This window comes from Acinetobacter haemolyticus (genome assembly GCF_003323815.1).
Taxonomy (GTDB): Bacteria; Pseudomonadota; Gammaproteobacteria; order Pseudomonadales; family Moraxellaceae; genus Acinetobacter; species Acinetobacter haemolyticus.
Window position 1 is genome coordinate 1,266,258 of the sequence record NZ_CP030880.1, and the last position, 18,871, is coordinate 1,285,128.

The window sequence follows — 18,871 nt, forward strand, 5'->3', positions numbered from 1 at the left end:
GAATAACAATGAAATCAGAACGTATCCTAACGGGGATTATTGCCCTTTGTGGTTTGGGTTTGGTGATTTATGCAAGTAACTTTGATGCGCCAATCTCCTATGACTCTGTGGGACCAAAAGCCTTTCCTCTTTTGATTATGGGACTGATCACGGTGAGTGCTGTCTATTTGACTGTTAGACCCACGATCATGTTTGAACCTGTTGAGTTAGGCTGGACTAAGCATTTGCTTTTTAGAATTACATTATGTGTATTTGCGTTGACTTTATATGCAGCTTTATTTGAGTTACTAGGGGTCATTATTGCAACAACATTGATGGCAATAGCTATAGGCAAATTATTCAAAGGAAAAACAAGACCAACCATTATCACCGCCTGTATTTTGGGTGTAACAACCTACTACTTATTTGATCGTGTTTTAGATGTGCCATTACCAATGGGATTGCTGGGTTAAGGATGACAAATTTATGGACGTATTAAGTTTCTTAATGACTGGCTTTGAAGTTGCACTGCAGCCACAAAATTTATTAATTGCATTTATTGGTGCATTTGTTGGAACTATTGTGGGATTGCTTCCTGGTTTGGGGCCAATTAATGGTGTTGCGATACTTTTACCTTTTGCATATGCATTGGGTTTGCCAGTTGAGAGCGCATTAATTTTACTTGCTGCAGTTTATCTGGGTTGTGAGTATGGAGGGCGAATTTCGGCAATTTTAATTAATGTTCCAGGTGATGCTGGTGCCATTATGACCACGATGGATGGCTATCCTTTAGCTCAGCAAGGTAAAGCTGGTATTGCTTTATCACTTTCCTCAGTGAGTTCATTTATTGGAAGTATGGTTGCTTTTATTGGAATTGTTTTTTTTGCACCGATTTTAGCGAACTGGGCGATTGCATTTGGGCCAGCAGAATACTTTGCTTTGATGGTTTTTGCGATTGTGTGTCTAACTGGTTTGGTGAGCACGCAGCCCTTTAAAACATTAATCATGGCTTTGATTGGGTTGGGTTTGTCCACGGTTGGTATGGATGCAATTACAGGCGTATATCGTTTTACTTTTGATAGTGTGGGGTTAAGTGATGGTATTGCTTTTACAACCATCGTAATTGGTTTATTCAGTGTCAGTGAAATTCTTCTACTATTGGAAAGAACAACCGTTGGAAAAGTTGTACTTGCTCAAGGCAAAAGATCTTTATTTAATTTAAAAGAGTTATTGAGCTCATTAGCAACCATTATTCGAAGTTCATTCATTGGATTTTTTTCAGGAATTTTACCTGGGGCGGGGGCAAGTGTAGCGAGTGCTATGGCATATACCACTGAGCGTAAGCTGGCAGGTGAAAAAGGTAAGTTTGGTCAAGGAGACCTACGAGGATTGGCTGCCCCAGAAAGTGCAAATAATGCCGCTGCATGTGGATCATTTATTCCCATGCTAACTTTGGGTGTACCTGGATCGGGTACAACAGCCGTTATGATGGGAGCTTTGACGTTATATAACATTACACCAGGCCCTCAACTGTTTGCAGAACAACCTGTATTAGTCTGGGCTTTGATTGCTTCACTGATGGTTGGGAATATTATTCTTTTAGTTTTAAACTTACCATTAGTTGGTTTTTTTGCCAAACTACTTAATATTCCTAACTATATTCTTATCCCTGTAATTGCAACAGTTAGTTTCGTCGGTGTTTATGCAATTCATAGTACGATTTTTGATTTATTACTGTGTATTGGTTTAGGTGTTGTCGGCTATATATTAAGAAAATTTGATTTTCCATTGGCTCCTTTAATCTTAGGCTTTGTCCTTGGTGAGTTAATGGAGTCCAATCTACGTCGTGCTCTTTCTATTTCTCATGGCGAGCTAAACATTCTGTGGGATAGCAATATAAGTATAGGCTTGTGGGTGATGTCAGGATTGCTTCTGATTTTACCATTTGTCAGAAAATACTTATTTGTCAAAAGACAAATGCGGAAATAAGCTCTTTTAATGGTCAGGATTCCTGACCTTTTTTATGATTATGGAAAAGATTACTTTCAACTCTTTGGGTTTGTATTTGCGGACATTGTTGTTATTGCTATGAATTATTTTGAATTACGATGGCCTTGGTTATATGGAGATTGCATCTAGCCGATTACTCGTTTAGATAAGAAAAATTGATCGTCACTCCATAAGTTGAATTAAGTTAGCTGCATCGATATATGGTTTAGGGATGTACTTTTGTGTTTGTGAAACAAAGCATTTCTTTGTAACCCGATGGTTAAATAAAGATACAACTTATTTTATTTTTAAATAATAAAATTCAATGCCTTATGTGGGTTGGCAATAAAAATATAATACTTATAACTCTTGTTACAACGCCATAGTCGACAAGCATTCGAAATTTTTACATAGTTCTATACAGATAAAATTGGGAATCGGGAGAATTACTCATGAATATGAATAAGGTCACGGTAAGGGTAAAGGATCAAGAAGAAAATGAATCAATTGTTATTGCGCAATTGAATGAACTTGAGGACCATGAGGTTTCATTTTTCAAACGAGTAGAGCATATTGAAATAGAGGGTCGTGCGATCTTTCCAAATATGGATTTGCTATTTGAAGATGAGTTTGATGGGAAAATTTATAAATTAGTTGCTTTAGTGAATGATAAAAGACTAGTGTAATAATGAAATGATCTATTCTAGTCCGAATAAAAATGCCCATTGATTTGTATAAAATCAGTGGGCTTTAATTTAATTTGACTTAATTGATTCATTATCATTGTTGATTATTCTGAAGTTCATGTTTGGGAGTATTACACGGATATACTAAGTAATGGGGTTAAGTCCTTTCACAATATCTTTAAACTCAGAACCATTTAACCAAAAAGATTTCTTTAAAAATAGTGTCGTCATAATACTTTCAGCAGCTTCACTATTTTCGTTCTCACAGAATATTCCATAGCTATTACCAAGAACAGTATTGTTCTCAATGAGACGAATAAAGAAAGCATGTTGTTCGTCAGCATAACCAAGAATAGCATCGCGTTGATTGTTCATTTTTCATGTCTCCACATCAAAAATATTTGCATAAAGCTTACTACTTAGAGATCAAATATATTCGTGAATTAGATCAATAACTTAATGTCTTTGATACAAGAGTTGTGCATTAAGTTATTCATTTAAAACAGTAATTTAATTTGTTCAACATCCTTGTTTTGACTGAACAAGCTAAAATCTGATCTATGAAATTCATTGTTATGCAAAATTAATTTTTCGTCAACTTGAATTTGTAACTTTTTCAAGTTAAATTAATTGAAAGCATTTTTAACTTGGGTAAGGGGGAGTTATGTCCAAAAAGACTGAGTCGGAGCATGGTGGAGCCAGAGCCAATGCAGGACGAAAAGCCCAATTCAGTGAACCGACCAAAGTGATTCGTGTTCCTGAATCTCAGGTCGATTTCATCAAAAAATGGTTACTGAATAATGTCAAAACTGGCGCACGAAATGATTTGACTTCGACAATGAAAATCCAAAACGTGCAGGCAAAGAATGATCGAATTTATCATATTCCACTAGCAACTGAACGTGTTGCAGCAGGTTTTCCTTCACCTGCTCAAGATCATGTCGAGCAAGCTTTGGATTTAAATGAGTTTTTAATTCGAAATGAAAACTCAACATTTATCGTGAAAGCCAATTCACTGTCAATGTTGGATGCTGGAATTGATATTGATGATCCCTTAGTGGTGGATCGAAGTATTCCTGCCAAGTCAGGTGATATTGTGATTGCTCTGATTGATAATGACTTTACTGTAAAACGATTAATGATTGATCATCATTTTAATCCTCCAAAAGTTTGGCTAAAAGCAGAAAATCCTGATTATCAAAATATTTATATCACTGAAGGACAGGAGTTGGTGATTTGGGGCGTCGTGACCTATAACTTGAAACCAATGAGATAAACTTATGCCATTACCACAACGTATTTTTGCTTTGGTCGATGTAAATAATGCTTATGTTAGTTGTGAGCGTGTGTTTAACCCAAAGCTAGAGAATCGTCCTGTGGTGGTTTTGTCGAATAACGATGGCTGTGTTGTTTCCCGCTCGTATGAGGCAAAACAATTGGGTATTCGAATGGCTGTACCATTTTTCCAAATTGAAGAGATCATTCGCCAGCATCATGTTGCTGTATTTTCAAGTAACTATGCTTTGTATGCAGAAATGTCTCGGCGATTTATGAATATCTTGGCAAGCTTTGTTGATCCTTGTGAGCAGGAAGTCTATTCAATAGATGAGTGCTTTTTAGAACTTACAGCTTATCAACATCATTATGATCTAAGCAAATATGCATTTCAGATTCTGTCTACTGTAAAGAAATGGTTGGGTTTACCTTGTTGTATTGGGATTGGTTATTCAAAAACGCAAGCAAAGCTCGCAAATCATTTGGCAAAAACGCATGCCAGTTTTAACGGAGTTTGTAATCTCGTTGATGAGGATCCTTGCATCATCGAGGATTTATTAATGCACACCCCTGTAGGAGAGGTATGGGGGGTGGGACGAAAAATTCGTCAGCGTTTGGAAAAAATGAATATCTACTCTGTGATGGATTTGCTACAAACTGATCCGAAAAGGATGGGTAAGCATTTTTCGGTGGTATTGGAAAATACGGTTAAAGAGCTTCAGGGCGTTGCATGTTTAGAAATCGAAGATGTCATTTCTGATCGTCAGCAGATTCTAAGTAGTCGTTCATTTGGACAACCGATTGAAGATAAAAGTAGTCTCAGTGGTGCGCTTACTGAATTTACTTTGCGCGCGGTGGAACGACTTCGAAAACAAAAATTATTGTGTAAAGCCGTGGGTATAAGTATCCGCACCAATCGATTCAATAAAGACGCGTATTATCGGCCTTTTACGGTGGTGTATTTGGTCGATTATAGTGATGACCGTTTAGTGATTATGAAAGCGGTACAACAGGGCTTAGATCGGATTTATCAGGCGGGGCATCGCTATAAAAAAGCAGAGGTGATTTTGTTAGATATTATTCCTCAACATCGTCATGCCGTTGATTTGTTTTATAACACAGAAGAAATGTTGACCCGACAAAATCTTTCGGTTGCGGTTGATGAAATTAATGAGCGATTTGGGCGAGATGTAATGACTTTTGGACGCTTGATTGGACCTCAAGGGCGAGCGTGGGGAATGACCCAAAACCATAAATCACCAAGCTACCTAACAAAGTGGGAGGATGTGTTAAGGGTTGGGTAGATTGTTTTAGAGTTTATATAAATTTTAGTGGTTTAAAATATAGATATTCCCATTCTGATAATAAGGAAAATTAACAAAATCAGGAAAAATATTCTAATAAACTGACTACCATAATGTAGTGCTAAAAAAACTCCGACAAAAGAACCCAGAATATTACAGAATGCTATGATTAAACCGATCTCCCAGAGGATATGACCAGTTGGTATGAAAAATAGCAGTGCTGCACTAAATGTACCTAGGTTCACTACCTTCGCGGATGCGGAGGCACTGAGAAAATCAAAACCAAATACTTTGACAAAAAGGAAAAGTAGAAAGCTTCCACTGCCTGGACCAAAAATGCCATCATAAAACCCAATAACCCCACCAAAAACGATGCCTAAAAAAATTTCTTTATGACCACATTTGATATTAGTGCTATACGCTCCTAAATCTTTTTTTAGAAAAGTATAAACGGCCATGATGATGAGCAAGAATAAAACGCTATATGTCATAAACTGCTTTGGGATATGAGCGATTGACATAGCGCCAATAAATGCAAATACAAAAGCTGAAAGCATTGTGGGGATTAGAAGTTTCCAAACAAACTTAACTTTGTGTACATATCGAAAGAAAGATGATGCTGTTCCAGCCCATACAGCCAATTTATTTGTGCCCAAAACGGTGGCAATACTATGTTGTGGTAGTGCATGTAGTAAGGCTGGTATTTGCACTAGACCACCACCACCGACAGCGGCATCAATTAAACCACCACAAAAGGCAAAAAGTCCCAAGATAATGAGGGTGGTTTCATCAATCATAATAGTGAACCAATAGATTGTATTTAAATCTTAAAAATTGGTGTTATAAATAGACTTTTAACTTCAACGCTTAATACATAGAAGTAGTCGTTATTGTTGAAATTACGATAATTGAATGCTGATTACAAATGACTTATATTGAGTTTTAAATTCTATAAAAATGAATAGTTAAAATGGAATTAGCCCAAATCAGAATGTTCAAAACGGTTGCGGATACTGGAAGCATTATCAGAGCATCCGAATTATTACATTGCGTCCCTTCGAATATAACCACCCGAATTAAACTGCTTGAAGAAGAATTGGGTACTCAGTTGTTTATTCGACAAGGGAGAGGATTAGTCATTAGTCCATCTGGGGTTATTTTTCTTGAATATGCAAATGAAATCTTATTTTTATGCGATGAAGCGAGTCGTGCAATCAGTATGAACGCACCGCCTTCTGGCGTATTAAAAATTGGTGCAATTGAATCATCTGCGACCAGTAGATTGCCGAAATTATTATCTCAATACCATCAAGAATATCCATTGGTTAAACTTCAGTTTAGTACAGGAACTTGGCCACAACTGATCAAGGATGTTTCAGAGTTTAAACTGGATGGAGCAATTATAGCAGTTGATCAAAAGCATCCATCTATTGAACGGCTGAAGATTTATAAGGAGGAGTTGATTGTAATTGCTTCACCATCCTTGGGTGAATTAAAGCATCCAAAGGATTTATCTGATAAAGATATCTATATGTGGCCAGTGGGGTGTCCTTATCGCAGCGCTTTAGAACATTGGTTGAGCCTTAATAATGTCTCTGTGCAAATTACGAGTATGGCAAGTTATGCAACAATTCTAGGATGTATTAGTGCTGGTTCAGGGGTATCACTGGTTCCCAAAAGTGTTTATGAGCAATTCAAAGGAATAGGTGGGATACGAGGGTACTCTTTTGAACAGATACCATCTATCCAAAGCTATTTTATTTGGAATAAGAAATCTAAGGGGCATCATGCAAAAGATGTTTTTATAGATTTACTAAAGTCAGTATGCTGATGTATCTAGGGGGGAGTTTAGCTCAAATTAAAAAAGACAGGTCGAAGCCTGTCTTGTAATGATGGTATAAAGCAACTATAAACTTTTTGCATAGGCTTCGAGTTGATCGACCACAGTTCCCCAGCCACTAAAAAAGCCCATGTCTTCATGTTGTTGTCGAGCTGTGGGTGTGCGGTGACGTGCAATCGCTGTATATTTGGTTGAGCCATTACCAAGGTCTTCAAACAAAATAATCGCCGTCATAAACGGATTTTCACTTGGTTTCCAATCTTCAGTATAAGCATCAGTAAACACTAATTTTTCATGCTCAATAATTTCTAAAAATACGCCGTGATTCGGGATCTGATTACCATCGACATCAAATAGCGTATTAAATTTTCCTCCAACTCTTAAATCAATTTCACAAGACACAATTGAGTGAGGCTTGGGAATAAAGAAATGTTTAATATGCTCTGGCGTAGTCCAACATTCCCAGAGTAATTCACGTGGTACATTGATGGTTCGCTCTAGTTTTAGATCTGTTTGAGGGTCAAGGTTCATTTTTTCTTTTCCTTTGTAAATTGAGTGCGTAGTCTTCTAATTGATTTAAGCGTGTTTCCCACATGGTTTGTTGTTGATGTAACCAGTGTTGCACAGGATTTAAGGCATTTGGGCTCAGTGCATATGTTCTGACTCTGCCATTTTTTAGGGTTGTGATGAGTCCAGCTTCTTCTAGTTTTCTTAGGTGTTTCAGAAAAGAAGGCAGTGCCATCGCATGTTCTTCTGCTAATGATGTCGTGGTCGCGTCACCATGAGACAGACGAGTCAAGATAGCTCTGCGTGTTGGGTCACTTAAAGCATTAAATAAAAGATCGAGTTGCGAATCATACTTAGCCATATAGCTAAGTATTAGCTCAAAAAAAACACAAGTCAAGAAAAACTTATCCAAAAGGCTAAGTTTCCCAGTAACTCAGTTGTAGTACATGCTCATAAATAAAAAATGATGGTTTGATATTCAATGCTCAAACTCGTTAGTGAGCTCACCGAATATTTTCCCACCATTGTTTAAAGCGCTGATGATCGTTATCGAGTTCAACTAACTCACCAATCATCGGTGTTGCAAGTCGATACTTTCTCGATTTTGAATATTCTGTAATTCTAGTAATTGGTTCATACCACGGATGTTTGGCTAAACTAAACTTGGAATGATGTACAGGAATCATATTACGTGCATTCAATTCCTCAGTGGCTTGAGCAACCTCATTCGGGTGACAATGTACCGCATGCCAAGCGGCATCATATTGTCCATTTTCCATCAATGCCCAATCGAAAGGCCCATATTTTTCACCGATTTCAACAAAATGTTTGTTATAACCGCCATCGCCTGTGTAAAAAATCTTTTTATTTGGTGATTGGATAATAAATGAAATCCATAGGTTTTTGCCGCCATCAAAAGCACGTCTTGAGTCGTGATGAGTGGTCTCGGTGATAATGGTGATACCATCGTCAAACTCAATGCGATCTCCCCAATCTTTTTCAATCAGTATGTCTTTGGGATAACCCCAATATTCAAAATGTTCACCAACACCGAGTCCAGTGATCACATATTTGACTTTGTTCTTTAATTGCAAAATAGTTTTATAATCCAAATGATCATAGTGATCATGTGAAATCAGTAAATAATCAATATCAGGTAATTCATCGACGGTATAGATATCAGTTCCTCGATAAGCACGAGTTCCCCAAGGCAGAGGCGAGACTTTGCCACTCATGACTGGGTCAATTAAAAAAGTTTTACCGTGGAGCTGCATAAAAACAGAAGAATGCCCGAACCAGATGATGACATCCTGTTGAGGATTGAGAGTCCGTAAGTTGGTTTTAACCGAAGGGATAATATCTTTGGGGTGACGATGCGGAATGGTTTTAATAAAGGTTCTATATAGTTCAATGAAGGTGTGGGAGCAATCTGTCATGCCTCGTTTTTCGGTGAGATTGCGAAATTGACCTTGTCTATAGTTGGGAGAGTTTTGGATACGTTGTAGTCGTTCTCCAGAGGGGAGTTTTCCAAAAAGAGGGTGTCGTGTATAGAGAAAACAGATAAAAATAAGTAGGCTTAGAGCGAGAGCAAAAACAATAAGCATAAATCGCATTACCTTTTATTTGAGCATTCGATAGTCAATATTAATAGAAAGTAAAAGCGACAAAATGATGAAACCTTGATAAAAAGTCGATGAATGAAAATGTCGTGATCGTGATATAGCTTAATTTTTATTGTGATCATGCAAAGCTGAAAAAAGTAAGTCAGCGGTGACATGATTGAGCAAAACGAAGCCATTAGCGGGAGGTGGTTTATGCTAGACTATGTGTGGATAACAGTATTCATCACTGTGAATAAAATGAGTAAATAAGATGATTGGGCAGCAGAGAAACATATTAGCGGCGATGGGAATAGATGTTTGGATTCCTAGAGACGTTGTATGTCAAAAAAATACTGCACCAAGTCTGTGGCGAGATCAGATCATTGATCAACCGACTCAATATAGTGAACCTATACCGAACAGTGCTCATATTATTCAAGATGCTCCAATGGCATCTGTGGAAACTCAGCCAGCGACAGTCCGAGAGAGTTCACAACAGGTTGATCTTGTTGAAAAGTCCGTTGTACAAGCTCCTGTTGTAGAAAAAGAGCAAATCGTCATTACTGCGCCAGTCCAAGCGTTTGAGTTGCAGATGTACGTTCTAGAAAATTGCGCTATTTTATTGGAAAGTAGTCAGCTAAATGATGCACAACGACAACTATGGCAAAATATTCAAAAAGCTCGACTTGGTCAGTATGCTGAATTGAAATGGCCATTTCCACTGGCCGCTTTTCAGGAAAGTCGTGGACTTTCGTCTTATATTCAAGGCTTTTTAGATGCAACAGCAAACAATAAAAAAATTCTTTGCCTTGGCCAGCTCGATTTTATTCAACATACCAATATATTGCATCTTGCAAGTTTAGAGGAAATGATTGCTCAACCTTTATTAAAAAGACGGTTATGGCAGCTTATGCAGTCGTAGGAAATGGAAAGCTCAGAATGAAGAAAGTCGTTGTATTTAGTCAAATTGATCAAGACGTTTTAGCGCGCTTACAACAAAGTTATCAGGTTGTGGTTCTCAACCCTAAACTAGGGGATATTAACGAGCAAATCCGTACTGAAGTCGTTGACGCAGATGCCATGATTGGTGCAGGACGTTTACTCAATGAAAGTAATTTAGCACCTGCACAAAAACTAAAAATCATTTCGACTGTTTCAGTTGGCTATGACAACTATGATGTTGAGTATCTAAATCAAAGAAAAATTTGGCTTGCGAATACGCCACATGTATTGACTGAAACAACAGCGGATTTAGCTTTTAGTTTGCTACTGAGTGCGGCACGTAAAATTCCGCAATTAGATAGTTGGACCAAGCAAGGACAATGGAAACGGACTGTACCGATTGATCAATTTGGTGTGGATGTTTTCGGTAAAACCCTTGGTATTATTGGGTTAGGTCATATTGGTGCAGCCATTGCACGTCGCGGTTTTTATGGTTTCAATATGAATATTTTGTATCATAACCGCCGTGAAAAAATCGAAGTTGCTCAAGCCGTCAATGCGCAATATCGAGAATTAGATCAATTATTACAACAATCTGATTTTGTCGTGGTTGCGGTGGATCTAAATAATGAGTCAAAAGCACTGATGGGTGAAGCACAATTTGATCTCATGCAAAAACATGCAGTGTTCGTGAATATTGCACGTGGTTCCGTTGTCGATGAAGATGCACTTATTCAGGCATTGCAACAGAATAAAATCTTTGCAGCAGGTTTGGATGTCTATGCAAAAGAACCTTTACAAGACTCCCCGTTATTTGAGCTTGCAAATGTAGTCACTGCACCACATATCGGTTCAGCTACTTTGGAAACACGCCAAAAGATGGTGAATCTCGCTTATCAAAACCTGATTGATGCTTTAGAAGATCACGTACCCCGCTATTTAGTCAATCCAAAATTTGAATAATTGCTTACAACTTGATTGCTGATTAATTGTACTCAACTATCTTTTAAGCCTGCTTAATATTGATACACTTGCGCCCTTTGTGATTTGGTCTTGGGGTGCGTGTGTTCGAGAAATTAGCTGAGCAGAGTTTAGGCTTAATGGGGTGGGAAATTGACAATCATTGGGATTTGGATATTGATCAATGTGTCATGATTGCAGCACCACATACCAGTAATTGGGATGCGTTATATGCGCGTTTAGCGCTTAAAGCGTTAGGAGTGAATGTTCGTCTAACGATTAAAGATAGTTATATGAAATTTCCTTTTGGCCCATTTGTACGCGCAATGGGAGGGATTGGAATTGATCGCAGTGTGAAACAACAAGATCAACAGCGACCAAGTATGGTTCAGCTCATGAGTGATTTGTTTAAAACCCATCCTAAGCTTGTGATGCTTGTCACTCCAGAAGGAACCCGTGCTAAACAAGAACAATGGAAAACAGGGTTTTACCATGTGGCTGTGGCAGCAGGTTTGCCAATTGCACTGGCTTATATGGACTACGCCAAGAAAAAAACAGGAGTTGGAAAAATTGTCTATCCTTCGGGTGACTACGAAAAAGATATGACAGAGATCATGGCATTTTATGAAAATATTCACGCAAAATTTCCAGAGAAATTTAGTGTTGACCAACGTTATACATCGAGCAAATAATCTACATTTGATTGTTCGGATATAAAAGAAGACAGGAAAGCTGTCTTCTATAACACTTTGTTGCAAATTCTTCTCATTTTCGATGTTATATTAATTTTCTCCATTAGAATCATAGAGAAACCACTTGAGATCGCTGCTACTCGCATGTGGCTTAATTGCCACCACTCAAATTAGCCACACTCAGATTTTCTTGCCATCTCAAACAGCGGGACAAACAGAAGTGCCTGATATTGGCAGCGGCGTTGGTTTGCTTGATCAACAAAAAGAAAAATTTATCGGTGAAAAAGTATATCGACAAGTGCATCGACAAATGCCAACCATTCAAGATGCTTGGTTAGAAGATCAATTTCTACAGGTTTTCTCAGGGATTCTTAGTCAAACTCAACTTGGGCAACCAATTGGTCTTATCGTTATTAAAGATCCTCAAATCAACGCGTTCGCTGTGCCAGGTGGATTATTTGCCCTGAACACAGGTTTGATTACATCAGCAAAAAATTTGGATGAAATTGCGGGTGTTATGGCGCATGAAATTGCCCATGTTACTCAACGTCATTATAGTCGCTCACAAGAAGCATTTAAGGGGCAGGGACTACTTGCTCTCGCTGGGATTCTTGTTGGCGCAGCGATTGCATCACAGGCAGATGGTGATGTTGGATCTGCTGTCATGATGGGAACGCAAGCTGCATTGATCGATAAGCAGCTTAGTTATAGTCGTAATCAGGAGCGTGAGGCGGATCGTATTGGTATGCAATTTATGTATGCCGCAGGTTATAACCCTCAGAGCATGGCAGATTATTTCGAAACCATGCATCGCGCGACTAGTCGAGTGAGTTTTTTACCAGACTTCTGGTTGACCCACCCATTAACCACCGAACGTATGAGTGAAGCTCGTTTACGTGCCAATCAATTACCACGGGTTAAACCTAAAATTTATGATCTCGATTTTGAAATACTGAAATGGTATACCACCGTTACGTCTAATCAAGCCAACGAAATTCAGTTATTAGCATTAGCAAATCAAAAAAATACTGCAGCTCAACTGGCACTGAGTAAATTTTATCTTGAACAAGGTGATTATACTCAAGCTCAGGCAAATCTTGATTTGGTCAAAAATAGATTAAAGTCACATGTATTGGTGCCTTTGATCCAAACTGATATTTATCTGGGTCAAAATAAATTAGCACAAGCACATGATGCGATTAGTTCAATCCAAAAAACTATGCCTGAAAATAGAGCTTTGTCCTATAAGTTTGCTGAAGTATTGATTCGACAGGGGCAGGTAGCACAAGCGCAAAGTTTGGTGCAGCGCTTCATCCATAAAAATCAGAGAGATATTCAAGGTTGGGCACTATTACAACGTGCTGCAAATTTAGATAAAGAGTTACCATTACAAGCTGTCAATGTCTTATGTTATCGTGCTGAGGTTGAGTATTGGTCTGGTTATGAAGAGAATGCGATTAAGTCATTGCTTCATGCGCAACGATTGGCAAAAGGTAATATGGCAATGTCTGCAAAAATTGATGCACGTTTAAAACAAATGCAAGATGACCGCCGTAGAAAAATTTAATTCTTATTAGAAAAAGTGTAATTGGGGGAGCGAATGGTTAAAGGACAATGCCTATGTGGGGCTGTGCAATATCAATATCATGCAGAGATCGAAAATAGTATCTTGTGTTATTGTCAACAATGTCAGCAAGCACAAGGTGCATTTGCAGGTTGGAATAGCCCACTTGATCAAAGCAAGTTTGAGTTTGTGAAGGGGAGAGATCAACTCAAAGAATATTTCCATACACCAAATAAAGCACGCGTTTTTTGTCAGCAATGTGGTAGTCCAATTTATTCGTATCGTACTGACTTGCCCAATGTGATCCGATTGCGTCTAGGCACTGTGACTGAGGGGCATATTCCTGCACCGACAGAAGAATTTTTTACCGAGCATAAGCCAAAATTTATTGAAGTAAGATAATATGGCAGGCTTGAGCGTTAAAGAAGTTAGAAATTGATGAAGAAAATTATTGTTTTTATTTGTGCAATTGGTTTTATGGGGATTTGTTCAGCGGCTTCAGTTGAACAATATGTGCGTACAGTAGAAAAAATAACGACAACTTATGCGCAAGATATGCGGAACTTTCTTCGTAGTTTAGATCCACAACTTTCACAATTTACGCCTGCACAACAGGCCAAATACTGTGACATTGTGAATCAATATGTTCAAGACTCTTATGCAGCAATTGAAAAAAATAGATCACAATTACCGAGAGAGTATGCCAGTATGACCAAACAAAATGTGATTGAGCAAGTCACTGAGTCAAAGGAAATGCAAATGCTGAAAAAATATAATATTCAGTGTGAATTTAAATAATCGAAAGACTTTGGGTTCATTATTGCAATGAATCCAATTTTACAAAATAGGGAATATAAATGAGAGTTAAGCAGATTAGCTTAATTTTGCTTTAATTTTAGCAGATACTTGTGAAGGATCGGCACGCCCGGCTATGATCGGACGTAGAGAATTCATCACCTTACCCATATCTTTCATGCTAGTAGCTTCTTGAGCAGCAATCGTTTGCTCAATGATAGAATCAAGTTCTTCCTCAGTCATAGCTGCTGGTAGAAATTGAGAAATAACCTCAACTTCGGCTTGTTCTTTACTAGCTAAATCATCTCGACCAGCGCCAGAAAAGGCTTTGATCGATTCTTTACGTTGTTTAATTTGCTTTTCAATGACCGCAAGAACCTGAGCATCGTCAAGCTCAATGCGCTCATCGACTTCGATTTGCTTAATTGCTGCTTGTAGACCGCGAATTACCGTTACTGTTGCCATATCTTTGGCACGCATTGAATTTTTTAATACGTCAGTAATTTGGTTTTTTAAAGTCGTCATAGTCTTTTCAGCAGTCAATCACAAATTAATTAGTAAAGGCGAGTAGTACGTACAGATTCGCGAGACAATTTCTTTTGGTAACGCTTAACTGCAGCAGCTTTTTTACGCTTACGTTCTTGAGTTGGTTTCTCATAGAATTCGCGCTTACGAACGTCAGCTAAAACACCCGCTTTTTCGCATGAACGCTTGAAACGACGGATAGCTACGTCTACTGGTTCGCCTTCTTTCAACTTAACTTGTGGCATGTAAAATCCTCTAAGATTATGGATAAGATCTAACGCACAATGCACTAGATCGCAAGTGAAGGTCAGTATTTTACTCATTTACAACTCAGATCACAAGTCTATAATAGCTTCGATATTATTTTTGATCGTTGTAAAGGCAGTTTAATGATAGTTTTGGGCTTAGAAACTTCGTGTGATGAAACTGGGTTAGCACTCTATGATAGCGAACTCGGCTTGCGAGGACAGGTTCTCTATAGTCAGATTAAACTTCATGCAGAATATGGTGGTGTTGTTCCAGAATTGGCTTCACGTGATCATGTTCGCAAAATGATTCCTTTAATGAATCAATTGCTTGAACAAAGCGATGTTCAAAAACATGAAATTGATGCAGTTGCTTATACACGTGGCCCTGGCTTAATGGGCGCATTGATGACAGGTGCATTGTTTGGTCGAACATTGGCTTTTGCTTTAAATAAACCTGCAATTGGGGTGCATCATATGGAAGGTCATATGCTTGCACCATTACTTTCAGAAACACCACCAGAATTTCCTTTTGTGGCTTTATTGGTTTCAGGTGGTCATACACAATTGATGGCGGCTTATGGCATCGGTCAGTATGAGTTACTGGGTGAATCGATTGATGATGCCGCAGGTGAAGCTTTTGATAAAGTTGCGAAAATGATGAAGCTCCCTTATCCAGGTGGACCTAATATTGCCAAGTTGGCTTTAAATGGTGATGCTCAAGCTTTTGATTTTCCTCGCCCAATTTTACATCAAGGTTTAGATTTTTCATTTAGTGGTTTAAAAACGGCAGTTTCTGTCCAACTTAAAAAACTTGGTGAAGAAAATCGTGATGCCGATATTGCAGCTTCGTTTCAAGAAGCGGTGGTTGATACGCTAACTAAAAAATCAGTAAAAGCGTTAAAGCAAACAGGTTTAAAGCGATTGGTGATTGCTGGAGGTGTGAGTGCGAATGTTCGTCTACGTGAACAATTAGAAACTTCACTGGCAAAGATCAAAGCACAAGTCTATTATGCCGAGCCTGCACTGTGTACTGATAATGGTGCCATGATTGCTTTTGCAGGTTATCAGCGTTTAAAAGCTGGACAGCAAGATGGTTTAGCTGTAACGACGACGCCACGTTGGCCGATGACCGAGTTAAAACCAACCTAAATTAAACGCATCCTTTTGATAGGTTGTGAGACGATGAGTAAATCAGAGAGGTCTCTGGATTTGCTGAACTATTCTTATATTTAAAAGTCAGATTCTTGATTGATATCCATAGCGAGTTTGTTGTTAACGCTATCGTATTAAAGTATTGGATATATTATTTATTTTGATGAGTGAAAACTCATCGCGGAGTACAGACGTTGAAAATTTCTTATATTTTTACTTGTGGCCGATTAGAATCTTTATTTAAGATTCTATGCCTTACTCAAAAAGGTGAGGAGGTGGTTGCATCAAAAGAAAAAGTAATTGAACAATATAGAAAAGATATCGCTTTAGGGCGTCCATTTGAAGAAACTAAACTTTATCAATTGATTGAACAAAGTGAAGAGAAAATTGTCATTAATCGTTTAAGTAATATTCTTCGAGAAAAACCAGCTCAGCAGAAAAAAGACTTTGATGCGGATGAATATAAGACGGGTGCATGGTCTGAGTTTAACGATTATAAGTTAGCCGTTCGATTTTCTAATGCAAAAACTGAGCTAAGTGAAAAACACTTTGAAAAGACGGGTGAATACATGACCAGTCGTGGTATTGCGAAATTAACGGGTTTCAATCCAGCGAATATCAAAAATATGTTGCAGCATAAAAGAAGTGTAGTAAGAAAAATGCTGACAACCTTAGAGAAGTTAGCAAAAGAGTATTGATATTAACGTTCTATAGTAGAGCGAAAACGATGCAGAGGAAATTTATTTTCTGCATCGAAAGTCAAATAGTCTCATCCAATGTTTGATTTATATTTTGATGAATAAGAAAAAATCAGCTGATTCTGGTCAGCCTATTTAGCTGTATTTATAAAAAAAACTCCTATTGAGGAGGTCTATTTAATATTAAATAAAATGATTAACACACATTTTAATGCTTTTAAGAGCTAAGTTTGAGCATCCATGATGAATACATTTTTCTGCTGAGAATCCTTCATGACTAAGAACAGCTAGAAATTGTTTTACCGCTTTAACCTCACTTTCTGATAAAAGATGGTTTTTAGTATTTAATTTAATACCTAAGATCGGGTAAGGCTGTTCCGTCGGCGAACACTCAAAATACCACCATTGCAGACATTCTGAACATTGGTAGGATGTTGTAGAATAATTAAAATCTGGTATTGTTTCATTAGTAGGAGGTTCTTCTCTGAAGTATTCTGGAAAGTTATAAACTGCCTTAAAATTAAAACTAAAAAGATTAGTGAAATCATCTGGGCATGCAAAAAAAGATTTTACCATTAGGCATTCACACATATTAAAAACTCGCATAGGTTAGTTAATTATTTTTAGACAACACAGCCAAACAGACAAAAATCAAAATCATACCTATCCAACCAATCGGTGCTAATCGCTCACCGACCAGCAATACTGCAAACAGTGCTGCAACAAGTGGCTCAAATAAAGTAAGCGTGGTTGCGGTGCTGGCAGAAATTGTTTTTAAAGCATAACCAAATAACAGATAACCGAGAAACATTGGAATAAGCATCATATAACCGACAACATAGAGGTTAATCGGTTCATCAAATAGATTAGACCCAGTAAAAAATAATGTAGGCAACAAAATTAAAGCGCCAAACCCAAATATTAAGCCCATGGAGGCTTTAGAGTCGACACCACGATCAATCATTTTCTTGGCAGCCCATGAATATAAAGAATAGGTAAGTGCTGCAATCAGTCCAAGAATAATCCCAATCGTTTTCTGATCTGTGGAGATATTTTGTGTTGATCCATGAGAATGTGATTCACCAATCGACAAAAGAAATACACCGATAACACCAAAAATGAAGCTGATAAACCATTGCTTTGATAGTGATTTTTTGTCAAAGAACTTTTCCAGGAGTGCTGTAAATAAAGGTGCTGAACCAATTGAAATGACTGTGCCAATAGTAATCCCTGCCATACGCATCGACGAATAGAAAGCCAATGGATAAATAGCGACAGAAATTACGCCAACTAACAGTAGGGGTAAATAGCTACGGATCTGGGGTAAATGACCGAGAATATTTCTATGTGCCAGTAAGGCTTGTAACAGGCCACCACCACCCATTGCAATCGCCCCAATCGCTAAAGGACTCAAGTTGGGTGCATAAGATGCAGCCGTACCTGTCGTTCCCCATAAAATTGAAGCGACTAGGACTGCGATAAATCCATAATGTGAACTTAAGTTGAATGTTGAGCTTTTCAATTTGAAATCTCTTGTTCTAATAAGGTTTGAGCCATTTGTCTAGCAGCAAAGACTTTTGTGCTTGAACTTTCCAAACCGGCGAGGACGATAGAGCCTTCTAAAAGAAAAGAAAGTAAAAGAGAAAGCTGTTTGACTTTTTCATCATCGGCAATAAATTGGCTTAGATGCTGTGCCACGATACTTTCAACTTCATCTTTATGTTTTTTCACAGCTAAACGTTCTGGACTATGAGCGGGAAATTCTGCTGCGGCATTGAGTAGTCCACAACCACGAAAACCATTTTCGTAAGCAAATTCAGCATGATCTTGATAGGCATCAAAAACAGCGAGAACGCCTTCGATAGGTGATTGGATTGTTGCTTTTCTTTTTTCGTATAAATCTAACCATTCCTGATGACGAGCTTCGATATAGTAAGTCACCAGTTCGGATTTGGTTTTAAAATTGTTATACAGCGACATTTTGGCGACGCTAGCTTTTTCAATAATGCTATTGATCCCTGTATTGTTAATCCCATCGTTATAAAACAATACAGAGGCTGTTTCTAAGATTTTTTGTTTTGCAGATTTTGTGCTCATAAAAACATCTATTAGGT

Annotated in this window: 23 protein-coding genes and 1 pseudogene; 14 read left to right on the forward strand and 10 right to left on the reverse strand. The window is 38.0% G+C overall.

Annotated elements, in window-relative coordinates; translation table 11 throughout:
* Positions 1 to 8: 8 nt before the first annotated feature.
* The 3 genes from DS737_RS05680 to DS737_RS05690 all read left to right on the forward strand — a co-directional run bounded on the left by DS737_RS05680 (position 9) and on the right by DS737_RS05690 (position 2,654).
* Complete coding sequence (locus tag DS737_RS05680) at positions 9 to 452, forward strand: tripartite tricarboxylate transporter TctB family protein (RefSeq protein WP_004639905.1); 444 nt, start codon at positions 9 to 11, stop codon at positions 450 to 452.
* Between the two features lie 13 nt (positions 453 to 465).
* Entirely contained in the window at positions 466 to 1,968 is a 1,503-nt protein-coding gene (locus DS737_RS05685) for a tripartite tricarboxylate transporter permease (protein ID WP_005089731.1), read from the forward strand.
* Between the two features lie 458 nt (positions 1,969 to 2,426).
* The gene (locus tag DS737_RS05690) at positions 2,427 to 2,654 is read left to right on the forward strand and encodes a hypothetical protein (protein ID WP_026056278.1); all 228 of its coding nucleotides are present in this window, start codon (positions 2,427 to 2,429) and stop codon (positions 2,652 to 2,654) included.
* A gap of 144 nt (positions 2,655 to 2,798) precedes the next feature.
* Here the strand turns inward: DS737_RS05690 and DS737_RS05695 are convergent, their stop codons facing one another.
* Positions 2,799 to 3,029 (reverse strand): hypothetical protein, encoded by a 231-nt coding sequence (locus tag DS737_RS05695; protein WP_004639899.1) that lies wholly within the window; start codon positions 3,027 to 3,029, stop codon positions 2,799 to 2,801.
* Positions 3,030 to 3,318: 289 nt separating this feature from the next.
* Here DS737_RS05695 and DS737_RS05700 point away from each other — a divergent pair, with 289 nt between their 5' ends.
* Together DS737_RS05700 and DS737_RS05705 are read left to right on the forward strand one after the other, a co-directional pair.
* Complete coding sequence (locus DS737_RS05700) at positions 3,319 to 3,930, forward strand: LexA family protein (RefSeq protein WP_004639896.1); 612 nt, start codon at positions 3,319 to 3,321, stop codon at positions 3,928 to 3,930.
* Between the two features lie 4 nt (positions 3,931 to 3,934).
* Positions 3,935 to 5,233, forward strand: coding sequence for a Y-family DNA polymerase (locus DS737_RS05705; protein ID WP_113997006.1), 1,299 nt, complete (start codon positions 3,935 to 3,937; stop codon positions 5,231 to 5,233).
* A gap of 32 nt (positions 5,234 to 5,265) precedes the next feature.
* Here the strand turns inward: DS737_RS05705 and DS737_RS05710 are convergent, their stop codons facing one another.
* Entirely contained in the window at positions 5,266 to 6,030 is a 765-nt protein-coding gene (locus DS737_RS05710) for a sulfite exporter TauE/SafE family protein (protein WP_113997007.1), read from the reverse strand.
* Positions 6,031 to 6,203: 173 nt separating this feature from the next.
* Between DS737_RS05710 and DS737_RS05715 the strand changes: the two genes are divergently transcribed.
* Positions 6,204 to 7,064: a LysR family transcriptional regulator gene (locus tag DS737_RS05715; protein ID WP_113997008.1), complete on the forward strand. Its 861-nt coding sequence runs from the start codon at positions 6,204 to 6,206 to the stop codon at positions 7,062 to 7,064.
* A 75-nt stretch (positions 7,065 to 7,139) separates the two neighbouring features.
* Here DS737_RS05715 and DS737_RS05720 read toward each other — a convergent pair whose 3' ends face one another.
* The 3 genes from DS737_RS05720 to DS737_RS05730 form a co-directional block, all read right to left on the reverse strand.
* Positions 7,140 to 7,604, reverse strand: coding sequence for an SRPBCC family protein (locus DS737_RS05720; RefSeq protein ID WP_113997009.1), 465 nt, complete (start codon positions 7,602 to 7,604; stop codon positions 7,140 to 7,142).
* On the reverse strand, positions 7,594 to 7,941 hold the full coding sequence (locus DS737_RS05725) for an ArsR/SmtB family transcription factor (protein WP_017394480.1): 348 nt from the start codon (positions 7,939 to 7,941) through the stop codon (positions 7,594 to 7,596). Before DS737_RS05725 ends, DS737_RS05720 begins: the two co-directional genes overlap by 11 nt.
* Before the next feature lie 142 nt (positions 7,942 to 8,083).
* Entirely contained in the window at positions 8,084 to 9,184 is a 1,101-nt protein-coding gene (locus DS737_RS05730; RefSeq protein ID WP_008942021.1) for an MBL fold metallo-hydrolase, read from the reverse strand.
* Positions 9,185 to 9,713: 529 nt separating this feature from the next.
* On the opposite strand from DS737_RS05730, the pseudogene DS737_RS16375 reads away from it, so the two are divergent.
* From DS737_RS16375 to DS737_RS05760, 6 genes and pseudogenes are all read left to right on the forward strand, one after another.
* A pseudogene (locus DS737_RS16375) lies at positions 9,714 to 10,103 on the forward strand (hypothetical protein); the annotation flags it as partial.
* 17 nt (positions 10,104 to 10,120) lie between these two features.
* Positions 10,121 to 11,086, forward strand: coding sequence for a 2-hydroxyacid dehydrogenase (locus tag DS737_RS05740; RefSeq protein ID WP_113997011.1), 966 nt, complete (start codon positions 10,121 to 10,123; stop codon positions 11,084 to 11,086).
* Between the two features lie 101 nt (positions 11,087 to 11,187).
* Complete coding sequence (locus DS737_RS05745) at positions 11,188 to 11,775, forward strand: 1-acyl-sn-glycerol-3-phosphate acyltransferase (protein WP_113997012.1); 588 nt, start codon at positions 11,188 to 11,190, stop codon at positions 11,773 to 11,775.
* A 124-nt stretch (positions 11,776 to 11,899) separates the two neighbouring features.
* Complete coding sequence (locus tag DS737_RS05750; protein WP_005084702.1) at positions 11,900 to 13,342, forward strand: M48 family metalloprotease; 1,443 nt, start codon at positions 11,900 to 11,902, stop codon at positions 13,340 to 13,342.
* 33 nt (positions 13,343 to 13,375) lie between these two features.
* Positions 13,376 to 13,741, forward strand: a complete 366-nt coding sequence (locus DS737_RS05755; RefSeq protein ID WP_113997013.1) for a GFA family protein — start codon at positions 13,376 to 13,378, stop codon at positions 13,739 to 13,741.
* Between the two features lie 36 nt (positions 13,742 to 13,777).
* A complete protein-coding gene (locus DS737_RS05760; RefSeq protein ID WP_004639872.1) occupies positions 13,778 to 14,137 on the forward strand; it encodes a hypothetical protein in 360 nt (119 codons plus the stop codon).
* 75 nt (positions 14,138 to 14,212) lie between these two features.
* On the opposite strand, the gene DS737_RS05765 is transcribed toward DS737_RS05760, so the two are convergent.
* Together DS737_RS05765 and rpsU are read right to left on the reverse strand one after the other, a co-directional pair.
* Entirely contained in the window at positions 14,213 to 14,659 is a 447-nt protein-coding gene (locus DS737_RS05765; RefSeq protein WP_004639869.1) for a GatB/YqeY domain-containing protein, read from the reverse strand.
* 29 nt (positions 14,660 to 14,688) lie between these two features.
* Positions 14,689 to 14,904, reverse strand: coding sequence for a 30S ribosomal protein S21 (rpsU, locus tag DS737_RS05770; RefSeq protein WP_005084707.1), 216 nt, complete (start codon positions 14,902 to 14,904; stop codon positions 14,689 to 14,691).
* A gap of 144 nt (positions 14,905 to 15,048) precedes the next feature.
* Between rpsU and tsaD the strand changes: the two genes are divergently transcribed.
* Both tsaD and DS737_RS05780 read left to right on the forward strand, forming a co-directional pair.
* Entirely contained in the window at positions 15,049 to 16,056 is a 1,008-nt protein-coding gene (tsaD, locus tag DS737_RS05775) for a tRNA (adenosine(37)-N6)-threonylcarbamoyltransferase complex transferase subunit TsaD (protein WP_113997014.1), read from the forward strand.
* 197 nt (positions 16,057 to 16,253) lie between these two features.
* Positions 16,254 to 16,757, forward strand: a complete 504-nt coding sequence (locus DS737_RS05780) for a hypothetical protein (RefSeq protein ID WP_113997015.1) — start codon at positions 16,254 to 16,256, stop codon at positions 16,755 to 16,757.
* A 183-nt stretch (positions 16,758 to 16,940) separates the two neighbouring features.
* Here DS737_RS05780 and DS737_RS05785 read toward each other — a convergent pair whose 3' ends face one another.
* From DS737_RS05785 to DS737_RS05795, 3 genes are read right to left on the reverse strand one after another with little or no spacing between them, the layout of a single operon-like run.
* Entirely contained in the window at positions 16,941 to 17,348 is a 408-nt protein-coding gene (locus DS737_RS05785) for a hypothetical protein (RefSeq protein ID WP_005084712.1), read from the reverse strand.
* A 22-nt stretch (positions 17,349 to 17,370) separates the two neighbouring features.
* Positions 17,371 to 18,279 carry a DMT family transporter gene (locus DS737_RS05790; RefSeq protein WP_113997016.1) on the reverse strand — a complete coding sequence of 303 codons (909 nt, stop codon included), beginning with the start codon at positions 18,277 to 18,279 and terminating at the stop codon, positions 17,371 to 17,373.
* Positions 18,276 to 18,854, reverse strand: coding sequence for a TetR/AcrR family transcriptional regulator (locus tag DS737_RS05795; RefSeq protein WP_113997017.1), 579 nt, complete (start codon positions 18,852 to 18,854; stop codon positions 18,276 to 18,278). Before DS737_RS05795 ends, DS737_RS05790 begins: the two co-directional genes overlap by 4 nt.
* Positions 18,855 to 18,871 lie beyond the last annotated feature (17 nt).

Coding starts and splice junctions, on each gene's coding strand:
- DS737_RS05700 (WP_004639896.1), top strand. CDS start 3,319: ATGTCCAAAAAGACTGAGTCGGAGCATGGTGGAGCCAGAGCCAATGCA.
- DS737_RS05730 (WP_008942021.1), bottom strand. CDS start 9,184: ATGCTTATTGTTTTTGCTCTCGCTCTAAGCCTACTTATTTTTATCTGT.
- DS737_RS05705 (WP_113997006.1), top strand. CDS start 3,935: ATGCCATTACCACAACGTATTTTTGCTTTGGTCGATGTAAATAATGCT.
- DS737_RS05740 (WP_113997011.1), top strand. CDS start 10,121: ATGAAGAAAGTCGTTGTATTTAGTCAAATTGATCAAGACGTTTTAGCG.
- DS737_RS05765 (WP_004639869.1), bottom strand. CDS start 14,659: ATGACGACTTTAAAAAACCAAATTACTGACGTATTAAAAAATTCAATG.
- DS737_RS05795 (WP_113997017.1), bottom strand. CDS start 18,854: ATGAGCACAAAATCTGCAAAACAAAAAATCTTAGAAACAGCCTCTGTA.
- tsaD (WP_113997014.1), top strand. CDS start 15,049: ATGATAGTTTTGGGCTTAGAAACTTCGTGTGATGAAACTGGGTTAGCA.
- DS737_RS05710 (WP_113997007.1), bottom strand. CDS start 6,030: ATGATTGATGAAACCACCCTCATTATCTTGGGACTTTTTGCCTTTTGT.
- DS737_RS05715 (WP_113997008.1), top strand. CDS start 6,204: ATGGAATTAGCCCAAATCAGAATGTTCAAAACGGTTGCGGATACTGGA.
- DS737_RS05760 (WP_004639872.1), top strand. CDS start 13,778: ATGAAGAAAATTATTGTTTTTATTTGTGCAATTGGTTTTATGGGGATT.
- DS737_RS05680 (WP_004639905.1), top strand. CDS start 9: ATGAAATCAGAACGTATCCTAACGGGGATTATTGCCCTTTGTGGTTTG.
- DS737_RS05695 (WP_004639899.1), bottom strand. CDS start 3,029: ATGAACAATCAACGCGATGCTATTCTTGGTTATGCTGACGAACAACAT.
- DS737_RS05690 (WP_026056278.1), top strand. CDS start 2,427: ATGAATAAGGTCACGGTAAGGGTAAAGGATCAAGAAGAAAATGAATCA.
- DS737_RS05685 (WP_005089731.1), top strand. CDS start 466: ATGGACGTATTAAGTTTCTTAATGACTGGCTTTGAAGTTGCACTGCAG.
- DS737_RS05725 (WP_017394480.1), bottom strand. CDS start 7,941: ATGGCTAAGTATGATTCGCAACTCGATCTTTTATTTAATGCTTTAAGT.
- DS737_RS05720 (WP_113997009.1), bottom strand. CDS start 7,604: ATGAACCTTGACCCTCAAACAGATCTAAAACTAGAGCGAACCATCAAT.
- rpsU (WP_005084707.1), bottom strand. CDS start 14,904: ATGCCACAAGTTAAGTTGAAAGAAGGCGAACCAGTAGACGTAGCTATC.
- DS737_RS05785 (WP_005084712.1), bottom strand. CDS start 17,348: ATGTGTGAATGCCTAATGGTAAAATCTTTTTTTGCATGCCCAGATGAT.
- DS737_RS05755 (WP_113997013.1), top strand. CDS start 13,376: ATGGTTAAAGGACAATGCCTATGTGGGGCTGTGCAATATCAATATCAT.